The following is a 22358-nucleotide window of genomic DNA, read 5'->3' as shown; positions in this document are numbered from 1 at the left end:
GTTCCGCCCGCGCGGTCCCGCCGTGACCCCGCCACAGCGACGAAGGACGGTCCTCGCAAGATGTTCACTCGTGTCGGGCGCTGGTGCGCCCACCGGCCCAAGCGCGTGGTCGCGGCCTGGCTGCTGCTGCTGGCCGCCGCGCTCACCGCCGTCGGAATGTTCGGCCGCGTCACCAGCGAGGCCGTCTCCCTCCCCGGCAGCGACAGCCAGGCCGCCCGGGACATCGCCGACCGCGCGTTCCCCGGCCCGCCTTCCGGCAAGCAGCCGGTCCTGCTGCACACCGCCGCCACCGCGGCCCCCCTCACCGCCGCCGAGCCCGCGGCGGCGGTCCGCCAGGCGGCCGCAGCCATGGCCGCGGTGCCGCACGTGGCCGCCGTCACCACGCCCTACGACTCGGCCGGCCTAACCGCCATGAGCGCCGACGGCCACACCGCCTACCTGTCAGTCGAACTCGACGTCACCGGGCGGGAAGTGACGCCCGGGACCACCTCCGCGGTGCTGGCCGCAGCGGCCCCGGCCGCCGCCGCGGGCATCGAGGTGACCCCGGGCGGCTCCCTCGCCGCGGCGGTCGACAAGGGGAGCACCGGCCGCAGCGAAGCCCTCGGTCTCGGCGCCGCGCTGGTGGTTCTCACCCTCACCCTCGGCAGCCTCGTCGCCGCCGGGCTCCCGCTGCTCGCCGGGGTCGTGGGCCTCGGCATCGCCCTGCCGGTCCTCGGACTGGTCGGCCACCTGATGGACGTGCCCCCCTCGGCCGAGACCATCGCCGCCATGATCGGTCTGGGCGTCGGCATCAACTACACCCTGTTCGGACTCACCCGCTTCCGGGAACTGCGTGCCGCAGGGGTCGGCATCGAGGACGCGGCCGTGCGCACCACGGCCGGCTCCGGCAAGTCCGTCGCCTTCGCCGGCAGCGCCGTGGTGGCCGCCCTCGCCGGCCTCGCCCTGGGCGGACTCCCCCTGCTGTACGCCCTGGCCCTCGCCCCCGCGATCGCCGTGGTGACGGCGCTGGGAGTGAACCTCACCCTCCTGCCTGCGGTCCTCGTCCTGCTGGGCGGGCGACTGACCCCCAGGGCCTCCGCCGCCGCCCCGGCCGCACGCCCGCGCGGCTGGGGGCGGATCGCCGCCCTCGTCGCGGCCAGGCCCTGGCCCCTGCTGCTGGCCGGCCTCGCCCTGCTCGGGGTCCTCGCCACCCCGGCGCTCCACCTCCACCTCGGCCAGCTCGACGCAGGCAGCAAGCCCAGCGGCAGCATGAGCCGCACCGCCTACGACCGGATGGCCACGGCCTTCGGCCCGGGAGCCAACGGCGTGCTCCAGGTCGTCGACATCCTGCCCACCCCGGCGCAGGAAGCCGCCGGGGGCGCCGACCCGCGCCTGAGCGCCGTGACGGCCGCGCTGCGCGGCACCGACGGTGTGGCCGCCGTCGGGCCGCCCGCGACGGCCGCCGACGGCCGCACCGTCAGGTGGCAGGTCACCCCCGCCACCGCTCCCTCCGACCCCGCCACCACCGGACTCGTCCACCGGCTCCGCTCCGACGTCCTGCCCGCCGCCACCGCCGGAAGCGGCCAGGTGCTGCACGTCGGCGGCGGCCCCGCCTCCCAGGCCGACCTCAACGCGCGGATCGCGGAGCGCATGCCCCTCGTCGTCGGCTTCGTCCTGACCGTCGCGGGCCTGCTCCTGCTGCTCGCCTTCCGCTCGCCGATCGTCGCGGTGAAGGCGGCCGTGATGAACCTGGTGTCGGTCGCCGCCGCCTACGGCGTGCTCACCGCCGTCTTCCAGCACGGCTGGGGCGCTCGGCTGATCGGCCTGGAGGGCGCGGTGCCGATCCCCGGCTACGTGCCGCTGCTGATGTTCGCGGTGCTCTTCGGCCTCTCGATGGACTACGAGGTGTTCCTGCTGAGCGCGGTGCGCGAGGCCTACCTCCAGAAGGGCGACAACCGCCGCGCGGTGGTGGCGGGGCTCGCCTCCACCGGACGGATCATCAGCTCGGCGGCCATGATCATGGTCACGGTCTTCGCAAGCTACCTGCTCTCCGACGACCCGGTCGTCAAGATGTTCGGCATCGGCCTGGCGACCGCCGTCGCCCTGGACGCGACCGTCGTCCGCGGCCTGCTGGTCCCCGCCACCATGGTCCTGCTCGGCGCCACCAACTGGTGGCTGCCCGGCTGGCTCGACCGCCTCCTGCCGCACGTCGACATCGAGGGCGACGGCCACCCCGCACACCCCGCCTCGGCGGGCGCCGAAGACAACCCGCTCACGGCCGGGATCCGCTAGCCTCCGCCGCACCCGGCTCCCCTCCGCACACCCACGACCCAGGGCAACGACCTTCCATGAGCACCTCCACCCGGAACCCCGCCGGACGACCCGACCCCGTACACACCGACCCGGGACACCCCAGCCCCGGACACCCCGGCCCGGAAGACCCTGGCCCCGTACGGCCCGACCCCGCGCACCCCGCCGCGGCGGACGCCGAAGCCGCTCCCGCGCCGGCCGAACTCCTCGCCCGCATCCGCGCCGGACTGATCGGCGAGGGAGAAGTCCTCCACGGACGGCCCGTACGGCCCGCGCCGGATCACCTACGCCGACCACACCGCCTCCGGCCGCCCGCTGGACCTCGTCGAGGACTTCCTCCGGGACGCCGTCCTGCCGCGCTACGCCAACACCCACACCGAGAGCTCCGGCAACGGCCTTCGCACCGGTCGCCTCCGGGAGGAGGCCCGGGCACTGATCCACCGCGCCGTCGGCGCCGGCGACGAGCACGCCGTGCTCTTCTGCGGCTCCGGCACCACCGGCGCCGTGGACCGCCTGGTGGCCCTGCTGGACCTGCGTAGCCCTTCCGTCCGCAGCCGGCGCTACGGCGCCCACCTGCCGGAGCACGACCGCCCGGTGGTCTTCGTCGGCCCCCACGAGCACCACTCCAACGAACTGCCGTGGCGGGAGTCCACCGCCGACGTCGTGGTGATCCGGGAGGGGACGGACGGTCGCCCCGACCAGGACGACCTGCGCACCCAGCTGCTGCGCCACGCCCACCGCCCGCTTCGGATCGGCAGCTTCTCGGCAGCCTCCAACGTCACCGGGACACTGGCCGACACCGACCGCATATCGAGCCTCCTGCACGCCTACGGGGCCCTGGCCTGCTGGGACTTCGCGACCGCGGGGCCCTACCTGCCGATCCGCGTCGCCGAGTCGGCCCCCGGCCGCGGCGACCACAAGGACGCGGTCTTCCTGTCCCCCCACAAGCTCGCCGGCGGCCCGCAGACCCCGGGCGTCCTGGTCGTCCACCGGGACCTGCTGCGCGGACCGGTCCCCTCGGTGCCCGGCGGCGGCACCGTCGCCTACGTCGGCCCGCACGACCACGACTACGTCACCGATGCGGTCGCCCGCGAAGAGGGGGGCACCCCCGCCATCGTCGAGTCGATCCGGGCCGGCCTGGTGTTCGCCCTCAAGGAGGACGTCGGCACCGAGCTCATCCAGGAACTGGAGGAGGCCGCGTGGGCCCGGGTGCGGGCCCGTTGGGACGGCCACCCCGGGCTGCGCCTGCTGGGCCGCACCGACGTCCCCCGCCTGCCCGTCGTGTCCTTCCTGGTCCGGGACCGGCGACGGCCCGACCGCTACCTGCACCACAACTTCGTCACCGCCGTGCTCAACGACCTCTTCGGCATCCAGGCCCGCGGCGGATGCTCCTGCGCCGGCCCGTACGGCCACCGCCTCCTCGGCATCGCCGCCGAACGCTCCGCCGCCTTCCGCGAGGTGATCGGCGGTCGGTCCCTGGAGGGCGTCAAACCCGGATGGACGCGGGTGAGCTTCCCGTACTTCGTCACGGACGAGGCCCGGGAGTACGTCCTGACCGCCGTCGAGCTGGTGGCCACCGCCGGACACCGGTTGCTGCCGGACTACGCCTTCGACCCCCGGACGGGTCTGTGGCGCCACCGCGACCACCCCGCCGGGGAGCCGGGGCCCACCCTGGCCGACTTCCGCCGCCGGCCCGGGCGCCGGGCCCCGGCGGCGACACCGCCGGGGCTGCCGTCCGCCGTCCTCGACGAGCAGTTGGAGCAGGCCCGCACCCTCCTGGCCCGGCTGCCCGAGCCGCCCACCGAGACGCCCACCGGACTGCCGGCCGCGTTCGAGGCGCTGCGCTGGTTCCCCCTGCTGCCCGCCAACCTCGAACCACCGGCGGCTCCGGCCGGGCGCAGGCCGTGCGCGCCGGCCTGAGGGCCCTTCGGCTCGTCAGAACCGGCGCCAGCGGACCGAGGCGAAGGAGAAGCCGCCGAACAGCACCAGGCCGAGCGCCACCAGGACCAGCAGCCACGGGCCGGCCGGGGTCTGGCTGAAGCTGCGCAGGGTGTCGTCCATCCCCTTGGCCCGGTGCGGGTCGAAGTGGATCGCCGCCACCAGGGCGAACACGCCGGCCCCGGCCAGGATCACCCCCCGGGCGAGGTTGCCGCCCACCCCCAGGGCGGTGACACCGGTCCGGACCGACCGGCCCATCGCCGCGGTGTCCAGTCGCCGCAGGAACCGGCGACGCAGCGCGTTCACCGCGATGCCGACACCGATGCCGACCACCACCAGGCCCGCGACCGCCACCAGGATCCGGCCGGCCGGCAGGCGCAGCGCGGCCGCCGTCCAGTCCTGGGAGGCGCTGTCGCTGTCGGAGCCGGTGCCGTTGCCGGCCGCGTAGGCGGCGGTGCCCCAGCAGACCGAGGCGTAGAAGAGCGCGCGGCCGGCGTTCAGGACGCGCTTGCCGGTCTTGCCCTCGTCGCCGCGGCCGGCGATCGCCAGCGCGGCGCGCCAGAGCGCCATGCAGGCGAACCCGACCGCCAGGGCCCAGAGCATCGCTGCGCCGAACGGCTGGGCGGCCACCTGGCGCAGCGCGCCCTGCCGGTCCGCGTCGCCGCCACCGTGACCGAACGCGATGCGGACGGCCAGCACCCCGATCAGGGTGTAGACGACGCCGCGGGCGACGAAGCCGGCCCGGCCCGCCGTCCGTACCGTCTCCTTCCGGGAGCGGCGTCGGGCGGCGCCGGTCGAGCGGCGACCGTCGCCCGCGCCGCGGAGCTGAGCATGAGTGGGGGCCACCGAGGTCCTCCTTCACAATCGGACGCTGCGCGACGCGCAGGGTGTCCCACCGTCTGCCCGCCCCGCCCCCGCGCACGCACCCGCGGGGGCACCGGCCGCCGGCCGCTGCCGGAGGCGGGGCTCCGTGGAGCCGGTACGCGCCGGCGGCGCTCCGTGGAGGCCTGGGCCGCGCGACCACGCGGGAGACGGCCCTCGATGGTCCCGTTCGGCGGCATGCTCCGGTTCCGCCTGCTCAGCGCAGTTGCTCCGCCAGCCCGACGATGATGCCCTCCGGACCGCGGACGTAGCAGAGCAGATAGCTGTCCTCGAACCGGGCGATCCCGCTGAGGAGTTCGGCGCCGTGAGGGCGCAGGCGGGCCACGGTGTCCTCGATGTCGTCGACGGCGAACATGACGCGGTGCGTGCCCGGAACGTTGTGCGGCCGGTTGCGCGGCCCGGCGCTGATCACCGCAGGGCTGCGGTACTTCGCCAACTCGAGCCGGCCGTGACCGTCCGGGGTCCGGAGCATCGCGATGTCGCAGCGGACGCCGTCGAGTCCGGTGCACCGGTCGGCGAAGAGGCCCTCGACCTCCGACCTGCCCTCCAGCTCCATGCCGAGTTCCACGAAGAACGCGATGGCGGCGTCCATGTCCTCGACGACGATCCCGACGTTGTCCATCCGCTGAACCGCCATGCCGGTTTCTCCTTCTTCCTCGTGCGGCCGGTGGCGGCCGCTGACGTCCCCGGGACGGAGCCGGTGGCAGCTTCTCGACATCCGCCGACCCGCCGAACTCCGAGAAGGCCTGGATCGCGCCTGAGAACCGGTCCGGCAGGCTCGGGGGCCAGGCTCCACCGCCGTGCCGTCCCAGCCCTTCGATGCTTCCTCGAAGCTTCGCAGAGGGCGCCCCGGCGAAGGCCGCGCGCCCCAGGCCGGCACCCGACCGGTCGGCGCGCGACACCTTCGGCTTCGCCGAGGCCGGGCCCGGCCGGGGGTGAACGGACGACGGACGCCCGCGGTCCGCGGACCGCGGGCGTCCTGGGTACCTCAGCGGTGCCGCGTCAGCTGCGGGCGCCCCGACGGCGGGCGATCACCAGCGCGCCCCCGCCGACGGCGAGCAGCGCGGCCCCACCGGCGCCGTAGACGATCATCTGGCTGCTGTTGCCACCCGTGCTGGCCAGGGTGTTCGCCGGCGTGGTCGAGACCGGGTTGGCGGTCGGCTTGCCGACCGGGCCGGTCGTGTCCGCCGGGGCGGACGGCGCCGGCACCGCCGGGGCGGTCGACGGCGTGCCCGTGGTGGCCGGCGCCGACGGCTTGGCGGTGGCGGAGGGCGAGGCGGTGGCCGTCGCGGTGGCGGTGGGCGAAGGCGTCGTCGTGGCGGTGGGCGTCCCGGTCGGGTGCGGGGTCGCGGTGGCCGCGGGCGACGCCGGGGAGGTCGGCACCGGGACGGTCGGCGTGCCGGTCGGGGTCGGCACGCAGGCCTTGCCGCCGTTCCAGGCCGAGATCAGGTTGTCCGGGAAGACGCTGTCCGGGTACCTCGGCGCGGGGTTGGCGACCCCGTCGAACTTCTTGTCGCCGTTGTACAGGTCGATCTGGCCGTAGCACTTCGGCAGGTGGGCGGAGACGTCCAGGGTCGCCTGGCGGTTCCCGCTGCGCAGCGTGGTGGTCGCCCAGCCGAGGAAGGTCTGCTTGCCCGAGGTGGCCCAGGTCGGCCCCTCGGTGTCGTAGGAGGCCAGCGAGACCCGGTAGTCGCAGCCGTCCGCGACGTCGCCGACCAGGCGGACCTGGATGACGCCGTGCGGCTGGGACATCCGGCCGTCGGTGGTCCAGTCCTTGCCGCCGTCGACGGAGAACTGGACGCCGACGGCGCCGCACCCGTGCTCGGCACGGGCCTGGGCGGTGCCGGCGGTCAGCAGCGGGGCGCCGACGGCTATGCCGAGGGCGGTGAGGGCCGGAAGGCTCCGGCGCAGGAGTTGGTGCACAGGGAAGCTCCCTAGGGTGGACACGGTTCGGGTGGGGCCCGCTCTTCCGGTGGCGGTCGGGACGGACCGTCACCGGAACCGAGCGGACCTGAAGCCGTGACCGTACCTGATGGCCCCACAGTCCCGAGCCCCCTCCCCGCCTGTCCGGAGGATCGGGCGGCCGTGAGCGGGGTGGTCGCGCACCTGCGGACCGCCTCCGCGCCGGTCGACGCCGTGGCGTAACTGCCCGACCGCGCCGTCCGGGTCGGGGTGGGGGTGGAGGTGGGTCGGGGCGGTGCGGCCGTCGAGCAGCCCACCCCGGGCCGCGCCGTCGCCGCTGCGTCGGCCGTCCCGGTCCCTTCGGTCTTCGGTCGCTTCGGTCGCTTCGGTCGCTGTCGGGCCGCGCGAGCTGCCGTGGCCGCCCGTTCCCGCCGGAGGCCGACCGGTCCCGCTGACATCGGCGCTGCCGTTCGCCGAGCGGCCGTCCCGGGGCCTGTGCTGTTCCGTGGTGGCTGGGCCGGTGTCGACCACGTCGCCGGCACGGACGACGCTCGTGCCCTCCCGGCCTCGGGTACCGCCACCGCCCGGGAGTTCGGCGCCCGGCTCGACGGCTGGGTGGCCCGGGTACTCGGTCGGTCCGCCCGTGCGGGCGGACCGAAGCGGTGGCGGGGTCTTCCTCGGCGCCTTTCGGCCGCAGCCGAGGAAGACCGTGCCGCGGTCCTCAGCGCTGCGGTCCTCAGCAGGCAGCTGCCGCTTGATGTTCGGCGCGGCTCAGCACCGCTCCCCCTCGGCGCATCGTGTCGTCCTCAGACCCGGAAGCTCTCGATGTCCGATGTCGTATTGGTGAAGCCGTTGGTGGCGATCACCCGCACCCGGACTTCCGTTCCGGGCGGGAACTGACTCCTGTCCACGGTGATCACGGGGTCTTTCAGCCCGACCCCGACCGTCTGCCAGGTCTGCCCTCCGTCCGTGCTCACCTGGGTGGCGAAGGTCTGGCCGTCCGTCGGGGGCGCTGAGCCGAAGTCCAGGTCCAGGCTGAGCCGGCCTCCTCCGGCCGTGGACTGGCGCGCGCCGCGCAACGCCGGTGGCGGGTCGGCCGGGCGGAAGGTGTCCACCACCTGGCCGCCGACGAGGAGTTCGACTGACGCCGGGTCGCTGCCGATCGGCACGACCGCGTCGATCAGGCCGGTCTTCTCCTGGCCCGGCGCCGGGTCCGAGGTGAGTTTCACCGTGACCGGGAAGTCGGTCGGCGCCCCGCCTCCGGTCTGCTGGACCCGCAGGACCACCGGGACCTCTCCGTTCGGGGCGGCACCGGACGTGGCCGTGCCCGGTTGGGCGGGGGGCCCGGCGGCGGCCCGGACGGGGTTGACGAACCGGATCGCGCCGTCGCGGTTGGTGAGGTCGACCGTCCCGACGATGCTGACGAGTGGTCCGCCGCCCGGCCCGGCCTCCATCGTCACGGGGGGCGCCGGGGCCGGCGCGGTGGTCACCGAGAGTTCCGGGAACCGCTCGTCGGGGCGGCCGCCGGCGGTGACGCTGGTGACCCTCAGTTCACGGGCCACCCTGCCGGCGGGCGCCGCCACGGGGGCGCCCCCCGGTGCCGGGGCGCCGGCGGTGAGGGCGTCCTCGTCGGCGAGCCGCTGCCGGATGCCCTCGTACGTGTAGCTGCACGGCCACTGGTAATTGCAGTAGGTCATCACGTCGTGCCAGTCGACGCCCGGCTTGGCGGCCATCGGCAGGTTCAGTTGCGGGTCGCCCACGTCGAACCCGACGAAGCTGTCCGCGTCGTCGGCCAGCTGTCCGTTCCGGAAGGGGTAGTCCTGCAGGTCGTCCTTCGACTCGCTGCAGAACCCGGGGTGCTTGCGGCCGTAGGTGTGGCCGAGCTCGTGGCCGCCGTACCAGTCGGCGTAGGAGCCGTCGAAGTCCCAGTTCCAGGTCCCCGCGCCGCAGGGCGAGGAGGCGACGGTGGTCGGGTCGGGTGTCTGCGGCACGCCGGAGGCGCAGCCGCGCAGGAAGAACCCGCCGTCGGCGACCTGCCCGATGTAGTGGGTGCGGCGGTCGCCCCCCGCGCTGATGTCGAGCGCGCGGATGGCGGCGAGCTGGGCGTTGGTGTCGGTGCACTGGAAGGGCGGGGTGGCGGTGGCGTCGATGGTCGCGTGCGGCGCCTCGATGACTTCGGCGACCGGGTAGGCGCGCTTGAGCCAGCTGATCAGGAAGGCGTGGTCGATGTCGCGGGGCGCGTACGTGAGCGGCGGGTTCCCCATCCGGTAGCGCAGCCCCAGGACCCGCACGCGCAGCGGCGGGGTCGGGTGGAACCAGACGGCGGGTCCCCCGACGGAGCCTTTGAACGGGACGTCGGCGCCGGTCAGGGTGTCGGTCAGGGAGACGGCGCTCACGTTGAGCCCGCCGACGTCCGTCAGCGCGGGCGGTACGACGAAGTTGAGGCTCAGGGTGGCGTCGGCCCGGCGCGTGGGCACGTCCTGGGGCGCGCTCGGGTCGAGGGCGACGGTGTTGGTCGAGGTGACGGAGACCGGGGGGTCGTTGGGCGACCGGAGCAGGGTCACGGTGCCGGTCACGCCGGTGGCCGGGCCGCTCGCGCCGTTCACGTAGGCGCGGATGACGGTGGCCTTTCCGGCGATCAAGGTGACGCTGTGCTGGAGGTCCTGAATGGACTGGGTGACCTCCACGGCATCCAGCACGGCGACCGTTGGAGTAGTCATGGCGCACTCCTCGGACGAACGTTCCGGCTCTTTCAGGCTATGCCCGGCCCGGATCGGCCGCGCCCCGTCGCCGTGCCCAGAACGGGCTTGCCGGCCAACGCCGTTCCTCGTCGTACGCATACTCATGGTTACGTCGGTAGGCGTCCGTGATCCCGTCCAGGAACGCTGCGTAGTCGGCGAGCACGGTCTCCGTCCGCCGCTCGTCGGCGAGGCACCCGGCCACCGCGCGGCCCGCCCGGGCGCCGGTGTGCAGGGCCGTCAGGATGCCCTGGGAGGACAGCGGGTCGAAGGCGAGGGCGGCGTCTCCGGTCGCCACCCAGCCCGGCCCGGCCGACGGCGTCAGCCGCAGCCCGTGGGCGGGAGCCCAGCGCGGTACGGGAGTCGACCCGGGACCGCCCTCGACCACCCGTCGCCGCACGTGGTCGGTACGGCCGAGCGCCGCCCGGAAGCCCTGCGGGGTGCGCAGCGCCGGGTCGGCCAGGTCGGTGTCGGTCAGGTGGGCCACCAGGCGCCCCGCCGGGACCGGGGTGGTGTACCACCAGCCGTCCGCCGTCGCCTCCACCAGCGTCCGGGCCTCGGGATCACCGCCCGGGAACACCGCGTACGCGGCGACCAGCCGGTCCTGCCGCCGCCGGCGCCCGCTGCGGCGGCCGATGACGCAGCGTCGACCCGTCGCGTCGACCGTCCAGCGGGCGGCCAGCTCCGTCACGCGACCCCGCTCGCGGACGACCAGCCGGCCGTCCGCGGCCCGGTCCAGCACCCGGGCCCGCCGCAGGTCGGCGCCCGCCGCGACGGCCGCCTCCCGCAGGAAGGCGTCGAACCGCAGCCGGTCGAGGTGCCAGCCGGGCCCGTAGGGGTCGAACAGGTGGCTGCGCCCGTGCAGCCGCGCCGAGCCCCAGGCGGCGTACGTCCCGGTGGACGCCGGGTGACCCGACGCCAGGAACTTGTCCAGCAGCCGGAGATCCGCCAGCAGCGGCCGGGCGGCGGGCGGCAGGAACTCCCCGATCTTGAAGCCGTCCCAGCCGGGCCCGCCGTCGTCCAGCAGCCGCACCCGGTGCCCGGCCCGGGCCAGGACGAGCGCCGCGACGGCGCCCGCCGGGCCGCCGCCGGCCACCACCGCGTCGAACACCGGCGGCGGGGCCGTCACCGGCCGGGCCGCAGCCGCTTGACCTTGTCGATGAACCCGACCGAGACCTCCTCGTCCGGCGCCTCCGCCAGGGTGACCGCGCTCGCCAGGGCGGCCGCGCCGAGCACCGGGTCGGCGCCGGCGTCCACGTGCACGGTGACCAGGTTGCGCCCGGCCGGCGGGGCGGGCTCGCGCGGGAAGCTCACCTCGGACTCCACCAGGACCTCCGCCGGCAGCCGGGGGTCGTCGGTGGGGCCGGGGCGGCGCTCGACCACCCCGAGCCTGCCGAAGTCCCGCACCATCGCGTTGATGTTGGCCAGGTACGGCGCGGGAAGCCAGCGCAGCCAGGCGCGGCGCTTCCCGAACGCGGCCAGGCGCTCCGCGAGCGGCCGCGAGGTGTCGAGCACCACCTCGTAGTCCTCCTCCGCCAGCACGTGGTTGGGCACCCGCGCGGGCCAGAAGGTGGGCAGGTAGGGGTCGTACGGGCCGAGGCCGGAGCCGTACTCGTAGCCGGCCCGGCAGCTGGCGGTGTCGGTCTGCCAGGGCACCGCCATCCACCGGGTCAGGTCGCCCGGTGCCTGGGCGTACAGCGGGCCGTCGAAGGAGAGCGCGAGCTCCGGGGTGAGCGTCGGGCCGTAGGAGGGCGCGGGTTCGCCCTCGGCACGGGGGCGGATCCGGAACGGGGCGCTGTACATCGTGGTGTGCCGCATCGGCCAGGTGAGTTCGCAGCCGGGGTGGAAGGCGTCGGCGAGGCAGAAGGACAGGGCGGCCCGGTCGAGGGTGGCGGGCCGGTCGGCGAACGGGACGTCGTCCAGGGAGGCGGGTGGCGTCGCGTGCGGGTCGTAGTCGTTGACGAAGGCCCCGTCGGCCCAGCGCTGGAGCAGCCGGTACTGCAGCGCGGAGAGCGTCACATGCTGCCGCACGGACTGCGGCGGGACGTTCATCGCGTCGCCGTAGACCGCCGGCCAGGGCGCCGGGGACATGCCGTCGCGGTCGTAGTTCCGGACCGCCAGCCAGGTCTGGCGGCGCAGCTCCCGCTGTACCGGGGAGGGGTCCGCCAGGTCCTCGAGCCGGGCGAGCAGGTCCTCGCGCCCGTCGAAGCCGAACTGGACGGCCAGGCCCCGGTTGACCCACTGCAGGCCGCACAGGGCCCGCAGCACCGGCAGCACGTCCCGGGTGAAGGAGACCTCCGCCGGCTCGGGGAGGCGCCCCTCGGTGACGAAGGCGTCCCGGACAAGGTCGTACATGGTGCGCACCGAGGTGAGCTCGGGCGCGTAGTTGGGCGGGGCGGTGACCACCCAGGCCGGTTCGACGGGGACCGGGCGGCCGTCGATGCTCACCTCGGCGGTGACCGGACCGTCCGAGACGTCGTCGTGCCAGCCGTCGTTGTTGGCGAAGGTGCCGGCGGGCTCGCCGCTCGCGGAGGCGGAGAGGCCGTGGCCGCCGAGGAAGACGAGCCGGCCGCTGTCGTCGGTGCGCAGCTCGCCGAGGTAGACGGGTCTGCCCATGAAGGTGCCGGTGTCGAAGGCGTACTCGGGCCGGCCGGAGCGGTTGCGGCCGCGCACCCACCGGGGGCCGGGGTCGATGACCAGGAGGTCCTTGCGCTGGTCGGCCGGGACGGTGGCGTTGCGCAGGTTGCTGGGGTCGGCCTGGGGCGCCTCCGGGATGTCCAGGGCGATCTGGAACTGGTACCAGGCGGCCTTGGAGTTGACGACGTGCACCTTCCACCGCAGGTCGGCGTTGTCGGCGGTCAGTTCGGCGACCGGCTCGCCGGCGGCGTTGTAGCCGTACACCCGGAACCGGACCGCCTGGCGCTTCAGGGCGCCGGTGACGTCCTTGTAGCTGCCGAGGGGCAGCGGCGGCGGGTCGTCGACCTCGGGGGCGAGCACGAAGCCGTCCATCGCGCTGTCGCCGACCCGGGCCACGCCGATCGCCGGGTGCACGGCGGCCCGCACGATCCGGGTGTCGCGGGCCGGCGGCGGGGTGAGCTGGGGCCGGGCCGGGCCGGGCTCGGCCGTCGGGACGCCGTTGACGTCGCGGCGCTGCTCGGCCGAGGCCAGGTAGACCGTGCGGCGCACGTCGGAGATGCTGCCGATCGGGCGGTGCTCGGCGAGGCCGTGCCAGGGGTTGAGGGAGAGGTTCTCGCCGTACGCGGCCTGGCCGCGGGCGGTGACGTCCTGCTGCTGGAGGGTCAGCCGGGCCACCTTCACCGGCGGGCTCACGGACTCCTCCCAGCGCACCGTCGCCATGTCCAGCGGCATCGCCGCGTCGTCGGTGCGGAACTGGAGCAGCAGGTCGAAGGCGGCCGGTCCGGCCGCGAGCCGGTGGGCCAGGTCGGCGGCGAGGTAGCCCGGGTCCTCGTCGGGCGGCGTCGCGTCCGGATCGGCGGGCGCGCAACCGGCGGACACCAGCTTGTACTTGACGAAGCGGTCGGGCCCGAAGGCGTACGGGAGCACGCCCCAGTAGACGGCGGTCAGCGCGCTCGCCTCGAACGTGGCCATCTCGTCGAGGATCCGGGCGGTGACCGGGTGGGCCTCCAGGTACCGGTCGTAACTCCCGTCGACGACACCGGCCTTGGTGAACTCGCACATGTCCTGGGCGGTGTCGACGAAGAAGACGTCGTGGTTCTGCAGCAGCAGGTCCTGGGTGCCGGCCTCCGGGTGGCCCTCCAGCAGCTTGGGGCCGGGCACGTCGAACAGCTTGATGCCGAGCCCGAGGGTGGTCTTCAGATCCGGGCTGCCGGGCACGGTGTCGCTGGAGAACCGTACCCAGGCGTCCAGGCCGCCCGGCCGGGTGCGGGCGGCCTCCAGGAACCCGACGCGCAGCTCCGCGGGCAGGTCGTCGGCGACGGTGAGCGTGCCGCGGGCGACGCCGTGCGGCTTGAGGAACACCGGCCGCTTGACCGGATCCTGGCCGCGGGCCATCCGGACGCCCTGGGTCAGGTCCACGAACATCTGCTTCAGGGCGCCGGCCGCGTCCTCGGCGCAGCCCGGCAGGGGCGGTGGCCCGGCGGCGTCGTCGAGGGGTTCGGGGGTCCTGGTCATGCTGCGCTCCCGTCGGTGCGGTGACGGGCCCCGGGGCGGCGGACCGCTGCGGTCGACGCCGGGCTTGGCTTTCCGGGGCCCTGGGCCAGCGTGCCCAGAGCTTCGACGGGCGGCGCGGTGAACTACGCCCGAAACGAGCAGGCACCCGGCCCGGCGCGGGGCCGCTCACTCCAATCGGCCAGCAGCACTGGCCCGGGGCCGGGCCGCATGGTCACGGGTGGCCGGGGCCGTTCGGTGAGGGACGCCCTCACCGAACGGGCGGGACGGAGCCGAGGCGGAGTCGGGGGAGTCGGGGGAGTCGGAGAAGTCGGAGAAGTCGGAGGAACGTTTCGGCCCGGCCGCTCCTCCTGACCCGCCGATGCGGTTCCACCAGAGACCCGCCGAAGGCGAAAGGCGTTTTCCATGGCACCGAACCCGACCAGGGGCGGGCACGCCGCCCCCAGACCCCTCCCGGCCGCCGAGGGGGCGGAGCACCGATGGCTGGAGGTGCGCGGCGCCAGGCTGCACATGGCCGAGTACGGCACCGGCACGCCGGTCCTGCTGGTGCACGGCTTCCCGCAGCACTGGTTCGCCTGGCACCGGGTCGCCGTCCTGACAGCCGCCGGACACCGGCTGATCTGCCCGGACCTGCGGGGCTTCGGCTGGTCGGAGCAGACCAGGCGCGGCTACGACATCGAAAGCCTGTCGGACGACGTGCTCGCGCTGATGGACGCTCTCGGCCTCGACCGGGTGGGCCTGGTCGGGCACGACTGGGGCGCCCACGTGGGCTTCCGGCTGTGCCTGCGGGCACCGGAGCGGTTCAGCGGCTACCTGGCGCTCAACATGGCCCACCCGTGGGCCCGGCACCGGGCGATCCTGCCGAACCTGTGGCGGCAGTGGTACACCGCCTTCCTCGAGTACCCGGTGATCGGCAAGGCCGTGCTGCGCCGGTGGCCGGCGTTCACCCGCTTCCTGCTGCGCCATCAAGTCGCCGACCCGTCGGTCTGGCAGGCCGACGAAGTGGCCGAGTACACCGCCGCCGCCCGCGAAGGCGCGCACGCCGGGCAGGCCATGTTCTGGCAGTACGTCGTCCGGGACATCCCGGCGCTGCTGCGCGGCGCGTGGCGCGGGCATCGGCTCACCGTGCCGACCGTGCTTCTGGGCGGTGAGCGGGACAACGTGATCCCCCCGTCCATGCTGGCCGGCGGCGAGGGCCATGCGGACGACCTCGCCGTGCGCATCGTGCCCGGCACCGGCCACTTCCTGCCCCGGGAGGCCCCCCACGCGGTGGCCGCGGCGATGAAGGAGCTGTTCGCGACGGGCCGCTGAAGCCCTAACGGGCGGCCGCCCGGAGCGCGACCCTGCGGACGAACGCCTGCCCGCGGCGGGCCCCGAGCAGTCGGCCGTAGACCGACTGGACCGGCCGGAGGACGGCGGGACGCGCCGCACCGAGCACCGCGAAGCGCGTGCCGTCGCCCTCCGGGGCGGCGGCCATGCCGCCCACCACGAGGCGCGACTGCATCAGGCACCAGCCGGGAGCCAGCCGCACCTCGAAAGCGCCGCGGACACCCAGCGGCCCCACCGCCCGGGCCCACTTGCGTTCGGCGTCACCCGGCGGGACGCGGAACTCGCGCAGGAAGGGCACGAGGTGCGGCAGCTCACCCGCCAGGTCCTCGGCGACCGCCCACACCTCCTCGTACGGCAGGTCCAATCGCTCCTCCGCGTACATCGCGGCGTGCAGTCCCGCGGCCATCACCCGCAGCCGCGCCACGCAGTCAACGCTCACCGCTGCCACGCCTTCCGGAACGCCGAACGGGCACGATGCAGACGGGACTTGACGGTACCCGTCGCGATGCCCAGCACCTCGGCGGCACTTCGTTCATCCAGCCCCTCCAGCTCGCGCAGCACGAGCACCGCGCGGTGATCCACCGGCATCCGCGCCAGCACGTCCCGCACCTCTACGGACAGCTCGCCGTCACCACGGGGGACGAGGCCGCGCAGGCGGGCCACGTCATCCGGGTCGACGGCACGCTCGACGGCCGTGCGCCGCGCCACCCTCACCGCCTCGCGCACGGTGACCGTGCGCGCCCAGCCGTAGAACGCCTGCGGATCACGCAGCCCCCGCACACCCAGGAAGATCGCCACCAGCGCCTCCTGGACGGCGTCCTCGCTGTCCGACACGGCGATCGGCCGGCACAGCCGGGTCACGTACGGCCTCACCAAGGTCAGCAGTTCGTCCATCGCCAGCACGTCCCCAGTCCGCGCGGCCCGCACCAGCGCGGCCGCGGCGTCCCACGGCGGCTGGTCTTCTCCCCCCGACCCGTCCATCGCCCCGAACCCTACCGTCCTGGCCCCACCGGCCGACCGTCCGCGGCCGGATCCCTTCCGGCCGGAGCTCCGGTCGACCCCGATGACCCGCCGCGACTCCGCCGCGACTCCGCCGACCCCCGCCGCGGCCCGTCGCCGCGACCGGCGTAATTCCTGTCGAGCACCTGCCAATAGATCCGACGGGCTACCACCCATTGTCACGAAAATGGGCCGACTGCGCGTGAATAATGACCTTCAGCCATCACCAGAAAGATGATCAATGGGGCGGCCGGTGCAATCTTAGGAGCGCGTTGCTCGGCCCGTTGACAGCGGTCTGAGGCCCATGCAAATCTGTCGAGGCGTCAGTCGGGTGAATGATCGGTCGGGTGGCCGGCGCAGCCTGGTCACTGCTTTTCCGTTCCCCGTCTGCCGTCCACCGCCGTGCGGATAACCGCCGCATTGTGCGGATAAAGAGCTCCCGAGAAATCGGGTGCACCGGCCCTCCCCTGTGGCCGGTGAAGCGCAAGAGAGAAGGAGAACGCCATGAAGAAGATCGCCGTTCGCAAGGCCGGCACCGTCCGGCTGACCTCGGCCGCCGCCTCCGCGTACTGCTGCGGCACCGGCCCCGTCCTGGCCTGACCAGTGCGGTGAGCGCCATCTGAAGTCCGGTGACCCACCGGGCGGTTCGCGGGTGGCGCCGCAGGCCGGCCCGGGGCTCGCTCTCATCGAGCCCCGGGCCGGCCACCAGGATACCCGGCGACCGTGGGGAAGAGATGGACCCGGCTTCTGTGAATCTCGACAAACCGCTCCGAGTTCACCCGTTGACCTATCTCGAAGAGGGCGACGAGGTCACCGTCGGGCGAGCTGACATCAATTCTTTCGGCCTTTTCCCGGTGGATGGCGCAGCATTGCTCAAACACCTTGAAGAAGGCCATTCACCGAACGAGTCGGCGCGCTGGTACGCCGAGCAGTTCGGCGACCAGGTGGACATTCTCGAATTCCTCGAAGTGCTGGAGGAATTCGAGCTGCTGGTGAAGGACGGCGAGGAGTCCGCCGAAGTCGCGCCGGTGCGCTGGCAGCGGCTCGGACGCGCGCTTTTCTCCCCCGCCGCCTGGGTGGGCTACGCCCTTCTCACCGGCGCCGGGGCGGTCGCGATGGTCCGGGACCACAGTCTGGTGCCGACCTATCAGCACCTTTTCTTCACGCGTTCCTCGCTTGTTCTGCTCACGCTCGGAATCGTGCTCGGCCAGGTGCCGTGGATTCTGCTGCACGAGGCCTTCCACGCCCTCGCCGGGCGGCGACTCGGGCTGAACTCGACCCTACGAATCGGTCGCCGGTTCTACTACGTGGTTTTCGTGACCTCGCTGGACGGACTCGTCGCGGTGCCGCGCCGAAAGCGGTACCTGCCGATGCTCGCCGGCATGGTGCTGGACGTCCTGGCGGTCGCCGCGCTCACCCTGGCGGCCGCTCCGCTGCGGTCGGCGGGCGGTGCCGGCGGACTGATCGGCAAACTCCTGCTGTCGATGGCCTTCGGCGTGGTGCTGCGCTTCGCCTGGCAGTTCTACTTCTTCCTGCGCACCGACCTGTACTACCTCGCCACCACCGTGCTGGGCTGCAACGACCTGCAGACCGTCGCCCGCCAGCTGATGGCCAACCGGGTGAACACCCTGCTCGGGCGGCGCGAGAAGCTGGTGGACGAGGCCGACTGGCACCCGCGCGACGCGGCCGTCGCCCGCTGGTACTCCTGGCTGATGGTCACCGGGTACGCGGTGCTGACCGTCCTGCTGGTCACCGCCGTCGTGCCGGCCGCGATCAGCGTCACCCGGCTCGCCCTGCACAAGCTGGGTGCGGACCTGTCGCCGCTGAACATCCTCGACGTCTGCCTGTTCCTGGTGCTCAACTTCGGCGAGCTGGTGCTGGCCGGGGTCCTGGCGCTCCGCCAGTACCGCCGCGGCGAGCGGCCGACCGCCGCCTAGGGCCGGCCCGAGGCGACCCGCCCGGCCCGACCGCCGCCCGGCCGCACCCGCCGCCCCACTCGACGACCCGCCCGACGACCCGCCCGACGAGCGCGCACGGCCCCGGCGCCACCCTGCCGGCCCACCCGCCGGCCCACGCCGGCGCCCCCGTCGGCGCACCGAGGAGGAACCCCATGGACGACGCACTTCCCCGCCACCGCTGGATCCTCGGCGGCCTGCAGGCGGACCGGGCCGCACTGGCAGCCGCGCCGGAGCTGCCCGCCGCCCTGCTCCCACCGGTGGACGCCCACCGCAACCTGCGCGGCCCGTTCACCGCCGCCGGCACCCTGGCCCGCGCCCTGGTACCCGACGCGCTGCGCTGGGATCCGGCCACCGTGCGCCGCTACGACATCGAACTCCTCTCGGTGGCACCGGAGCTGAGCACGATCCTGCCCAACTCCCGGGAGACGCTGACCTCGATGGCGATCCCGGCCGAGCGGACCAGGTTCTACGCCCGGCTGCGCACCCGGCGGATCTCGCACGGCCTGGTCGAGTTCCTGCACACCTGCCTGCCGGAGGCCGAACCGCGCACCCTGGTGGTGGAGAACGTCGACCAGGCCGAGCACACCGACCTGGAGTTCCTGGCCGCCCTGGTCCGCCGCACCGACCCGGCCCGGCTCCGGATCGTCCTCTGCTCGGCGGGCGACGCCCTGCCGGACGAGCAACTGCTGGCCGAACTGCGCGCCCACACCGAGCCGGTGACCGCGGTCGCCGCCGATCCGGACCCGGCGCAGCCGGCCGACGCCTGGGCGTACGTCGCCTCCGACTGCACCAGCGACGTCCCCGCCCAGCGGTCCGCCTACGCGGCGCTGGACGCGAGCGCCCGCGCCGCCCTGCACGACCGGCGGGCTGCCGAACTGGCCGCGCTGGACGAGCAGTCGCTGCGCCTGGGCGCGATCCCGTACCACCTGGAACACGGCGGCGATCCGGCCGGCGCGGGCGTCAAGGCGCTGTACGCGGCCCAGGACTACTGCGTCTGCATCGGCTTCTACGAGGCCACCGTCGACTACGGGCGGCGCGGGCTGGCGCTGGTCGACCCCCGCGAGTCGGAGGCGCAGTGGTGGGCCACCGCGCTGGAGCTCGGCCTGGCGCTCTCCATCCTGTCCCGCACCCACGAGGCGATGGCGCTGTACGACGAGGCCCGGCTGGTGTCCACCCGCCCGGCCGTCCACATGGCGGCGGCCTACTCGACGGCCATGCTCTACACCCGGCACAACGAGCCCGAGGAGCGCGACGAGCGGAAGGCCAAGTCCTGGCTCAACTCGGCGATCGCCACGGCCTCGCTGCTGGAGGACCGAAGCGAGCGGGCCTTCCAGAGCGCGTTCTACAAGAACGGCAAGGCGCTGGTCGAGGTCAACCTCGGCGACCTCAACGAGGCCGTCCGGCTGGTGGACGAGTGCGTGGCCAGCCTGGACGAGCTGCTCACCCCGGACGAGCACCGGCTGCACAGGTCGGTGCTCAAGAACAACCGGGCCCGGGTGTACTCCGCGCTCGGGCGCCTGGACGAGGCGCTCGCCGACTACGCCGTCGTGATCGAGCAGGACCCGAACCACGCCGAGCACTACCTGGAACGCGGCAACATCCTGCGCCGCCTCGGCCGCCCGGCGGAGGCCGCCGCCGACTACCGGCGGGCCATCGAGCTCTCGCCGCCCTTCCCGGAGATCTACTACAACCGGGGAGACCTGCTGCTGGGCGAGGGCGACACCGAGGGCGCGCTGGCGGACTTCAGCTACGTCCTGGAGCTGGAGCCGGACTTCGTCGACGCGTACGTCAACCGGGCCGGCATCCACCTGGAGGCGGGCGACCTGGCGGCGGCCGAGCAGGACGCCCGGGCCGGGCTGCGCACCGATCCGGACAACCCCTACCTGCACGCGGTCCTCGGACAGGTGCAGGCCGAACGGGAGGAGTACCGGGCGGCCCGGGAGTCCTTCGACCGGGCGGTGGCGGCCGACCCCGACATGGTCACGGCGCTCTCCGGACGGGCCACCGTCGCCTACCAGACCGGCAACCTGCCCGCCGCGCTCGCCGACCTGACACACGCCGTGGAACTGGAACCGGACGACCCGGCGCTGCGCTACAACCGGGCCTTCGTCTACCAGGACACCGGCCGCTGGGACGAGGCGCTGGCGGACCTCGGCGCGGCCTCCGCGCTGGCCCCCGAGGACGAGGACATCACCTCGGCGCTGGAGGCCTGCCGCCGGAAGGCGGCCTCGGCGCGATGAGCGCGGCTGACGGCGACGCCCGGCACCGGCCGCTGCGGGAGGTGCTCGGCCGCTACGCCACCGGCGTCGCGGTCGTCACCACCCGGCATCGCGGCCGGCCCGCCGGACTGACCGTCAACTCCTTCACCTCGGTGTCGCTGGACCCGCCGCTGGTGCTCTGGTGCCTGAACCGCTCCTCCGCCGGCCGGGCGGCCTTCACCCTGGGCACGGACTTCGCCGTCCACGTGCTGGCCGCCGACCAGCGCGAGCTGGCGGTCCGGTTCGCGGGGCCTGGCGACCGCTTCGAGCGGCTGCGGCAACTGCCGGGGCCGTACGGGGTGCCGCTGCTGGAGGGGGTCGTCGCCACCCTGGTCTGCCGCCGTGAGCGGGTCATCACGGCCGGGGACCACGTGATCCTCACCGGCACCGTGCTGGACCACCGGTCGGAGCCGGGCCCGCCGCTGCTCTTCCTGGACGGCCGGCTCCGGGCGGCCCCCGCGGCCCCGCCGCGGAGCACGGTGAGCGGCGCGGCCCCCGGCGTCTCCTGACAGGGGCCCTGACCTGCGACGTCCACCCGCCGCCGACGGGGTACCGGGCGCCCCTGGGCAGGCTTCGGTGCCAGGTGCGGACCTCATCGGACCGGGCCGAGCGGGGACACCACACGGGGGCCCCGAAGGCAGTCAGCGACGACGGGCCCGCCGAGGCCGCCTACCGCGAGGCGGTTGCGCGTTCGCCGAGGACACCGGGACGCGCCGGCTCTCCGTCCGCGAGCCCCGGGCCGCGCTCGGCTTCGTGCACTTCGGCCTGCAACCGGCGGGCCGCCCGGATCGCCCGTGACCACACCATCCCCCCTGCCGGAGCAGCATTTCGACGGACCCGCCAGGCTCGGGACCGTGCGGCAGGGAGCGAGCCGGCGCCGCCCGGGGCGTCGAGGCTCCCGGCGGCGGGTTACACGCCGGAGGCGTCGGCGAGTTGGCCGACGGCGGCGGTGACGGCCATGGCGAGGCCGCCACCGATGACGACGCGCATGGTCGGGCGCAGGACGGTGGTTCCGGCGGCGCGGGCGGCGAGGATGCCGGCCAGGGCGAGGCCGCAGAGGGTGACGGCGATGATCAGCCACAGTCGTGCGGTGCTCGTAGGGGCGAGGAGACCGAGGAAAGGGATGAGTCCGCCGGCGAGGAAACTGGTGGCGGAGGCGAGGGCGGCCTGGAGCGGGTTGGCGGCGGTGTGTTCGCTCTGGCCGAGTTCGTCGCGCAGGTGGGCCTGCAGCGGGTCGGCCTCGTGGAGGGCCTCGGCGACCTGGCGGGCCAGCTCGCGGGGGACGCCGCGGCCCTCGTAGATGGCGGTGAGTTCGGCGAGTTCAGCCTGGGGATCCTCGGCCAGCTCCCGGGCTTCCTTGGCGCGGTCGGCGGTTTCGACGTCGACCTGGGAGCTGACTTCTGCGGGGCAGCACTAGCCAGGCGGGCACGGGCATCGCGTCCCGCACGACGGCCCACTCCGCATCCGTCATGTCCGAGGGATACCTCGGACGCCTGTGCGGCCGGTCCCCGGCGTTCTCGAACCGGTGAGCGAGGAAATCACACGACAGGGGTGCGGAGTTGGACGGCAACGTCACGGAGACGGAAGACTGCGGCACCAGGGGCCTCCTGTTGCTCGGCTGGATTCGACACCCACGAGCTGTGCGGCAGGCCCCACTTCCATGCCCAGCCGACCGGAAGATCACCCGACCGAGTCAGCAGCCTCGAACTCACGATCACCAAGATCGAAGAGCAACGGCTAGTGCCGCATCAGGCAATGTTTGCCCTGGTGACGACTTCGCGTAGGCGTTCGTCGGCGGCGTGCTCGTTTCGCCAGATGATGTACTGAAGTTGAATCCGTGATGTCGCTCGGATGGGTGAAGCAGTAGCGTTCGCCTGCCCGCGGAGGGTCGGCCCCGGTAGTCGTGTGCTGTGAGG

The 22358-nt window shown here is 74.2% G+C and carries 15 protein-coding genes; 6 read left to right on the top strand and 9 right to left on the bottom strand.

Annotated elements, in window-relative coordinates; genetic code table 11:
• Positions 1 to 60: 60 nt before the first annotated feature.
• Both AC0B61_RS33140 and AC0B61_RS33135 read left to right on the top strand, forming a co-directional pair.
• The gene (locus AC0B61_RS33140) at positions 61 to 2271 is read left to right on the top strand and encodes an MMPL family transporter (protein WP_471745584.1); all 2211 of its coding nucleotides are present in this window, start codon (positions 61 to 63) and stop codon (positions 2269 to 2271) included.
• Between the two features lie 297 nt (positions 2272 to 2568).
• Positions 2569 to 4209 (top strand): aminotransferase class V-fold PLP-dependent enzyme, encoded by a 1641-nt coding sequence (locus AC0B61_RS33135; protein ID WP_471745633.1) that lies wholly within the window; start codon positions 2569 to 2571, stop codon positions 4207 to 4209.
• 15 nt (positions 4210 to 4224) lie between these two features.
• On the opposite strand, the gene AC0B61_RS33130 is transcribed toward AC0B61_RS33135, so the two are convergent.
• From AC0B61_RS33130 to AC0B61_RS33105, 6 genes are all read right to left on the bottom strand, one after another.
• On the bottom strand, positions 4225 to 5073 hold the full coding sequence (locus AC0B61_RS33130) for a DUF1206 domain-containing protein (RefSeq protein ID WP_471745582.1): 849 nt from the start codon (positions 5071 to 5073) through the stop codon (positions 4225 to 4227).
• Positions 5074 to 5305: 232 nt separating this feature from the next.
• On the bottom strand, positions 5306 to 5746 hold the full coding sequence (locus tag AC0B61_RS33125; RefSeq protein ID WP_471745580.1) for a VOC family protein: 441 nt from the start codon (positions 5744 to 5746) through the stop codon (positions 5306 to 5308).
• Between the two features lie 365 nt (positions 5747 to 6111).
• Complete coding sequence (locus AC0B61_RS33120; RefSeq protein ID WP_471745578.1) at positions 6112 to 7032, bottom strand: LAETG motif-containing sortase-dependent surface protein; 921 nt, start codon at positions 7030 to 7032, stop codon at positions 6112 to 6114.
• A 785-nt stretch (positions 7033 to 7817) separates the two neighbouring features.
• On the bottom strand, positions 7818 to 9731 hold the full coding sequence (locus AC0B61_RS33115) for a hypothetical protein (protein WP_471745576.1): 1914 nt from the start codon (positions 9729 to 9731) through the stop codon (positions 7818 to 7820).
• Positions 9732 to 9768: 37 nt separating this feature from the next.
• Complete coding sequence (locus tag AC0B61_RS33110) at positions 9769 to 10878, bottom strand: tryptophan 7-halogenase (protein ID WP_471745574.1); 1110 nt, start codon at positions 10876 to 10878, stop codon at positions 9769 to 9771.
• A complete protein-coding gene (locus AC0B61_RS33105; RefSeq protein ID WP_471745573.1) occupies positions 10875 to 13901 on the bottom strand; it encodes a LodA/GoxA family CTQ-dependent oxidase in 3027 nt (1008 codons plus the stop codon). Before AC0B61_RS33105 ends, AC0B61_RS33110 begins: the two co-directional genes overlap by 4 nt.
• Positions 13902 to 14303: 402 nt before the next feature.
• Between AC0B61_RS33105 and AC0B61_RS33100 the strand changes: the two genes are divergently transcribed.
• A complete protein-coding gene (locus AC0B61_RS33100) occupies positions 14304 to 15209 on the top strand; it encodes an alpha/beta fold hydrolase (RefSeq protein ID WP_471745572.1) in 906 nt (301 codons plus the stop codon).
• Between the two features lie 4 nt (positions 15210 to 15213).
• On the opposite strand, the gene AC0B61_RS33095 is transcribed toward AC0B61_RS33100, so the two are convergent.
• Both AC0B61_RS33095 and AC0B61_RS33090 read right to left on the bottom strand, forming a co-directional pair.
• Positions 15214 to 15666: a hypothetical protein gene (locus AC0B61_RS33095; RefSeq protein WP_471745571.1), complete on the bottom strand. Its 453-nt coding sequence runs from the start codon at positions 15664 to 15666 to the stop codon at positions 15214 to 15216.
• On the bottom strand, positions 15663 to 16121 hold the full coding sequence (locus tag AC0B61_RS33090) for an RNA polymerase sigma factor (protein WP_471745569.1): 459 nt from the start codon (positions 16119 to 16121) through the stop codon (positions 15663 to 15665). Before AC0B61_RS33090 ends, AC0B61_RS33095 begins: the two co-directional genes overlap by 4 nt.
• A gap of 974 nt (positions 16122 to 17095) precedes the next feature.
• Here AC0B61_RS33090 and AC0B61_RS33085 point away from each other — a divergent pair.
• From AC0B61_RS33085 to AC0B61_RS33075, 3 genes are all read left to right on the top strand, one after another.
• Positions 17096 to 18163: a hypothetical protein gene (locus AC0B61_RS33085; RefSeq protein WP_471745567.1), complete on the top strand. Its 1068-nt coding sequence runs from the start codon at positions 17096 to 17098 to the stop codon at positions 18161 to 18163.
• Between the two features lie 173 nt (positions 18164 to 18336).
• A complete protein-coding gene (locus tag AC0B61_RS33080; RefSeq protein WP_471745565.1) occupies positions 18337 to 20424 on the top strand; it encodes a tetratricopeptide repeat protein in 2088 nt (695 codons plus the stop codon).
• On the top strand, positions 20421 to 20951 hold the full coding sequence (locus AC0B61_RS33075) for a flavin reductase family protein (protein WP_471745563.1): 531 nt from the start codon (positions 20421 to 20423) through the stop codon (positions 20949 to 20951). The genes AC0B61_RS33080 and AC0B61_RS33075 overlap by 4 nt, the downstream gene beginning before the upstream one ends.
• 400 nt (positions 20952 to 21351) lie before the next feature.
• Here the strand turns inward: AC0B61_RS33075 and AC0B61_RS33070 are convergent, their stop codons facing one another.
• Positions 21352 to 21786 carry a VIT1/CCC1 transporter family protein gene (locus AC0B61_RS33070; protein ID WP_471745632.1) on the bottom strand — a complete coding sequence of 145 codons (435 nt, stop codon included), beginning with the start codon at positions 21784 to 21786 and terminating at the stop codon, positions 21352 to 21354.
• Between the last annotated feature and the right edge of the window lie 572 nt (positions 21787 to 22358).

The sequence above is a fragment of the Kitasatospora sp. NPDC023385 genome (genome assembly GCF_055664045.1).
This window is presented reverse-complemented; position numbering and strand designations above follow the sequence as displayed.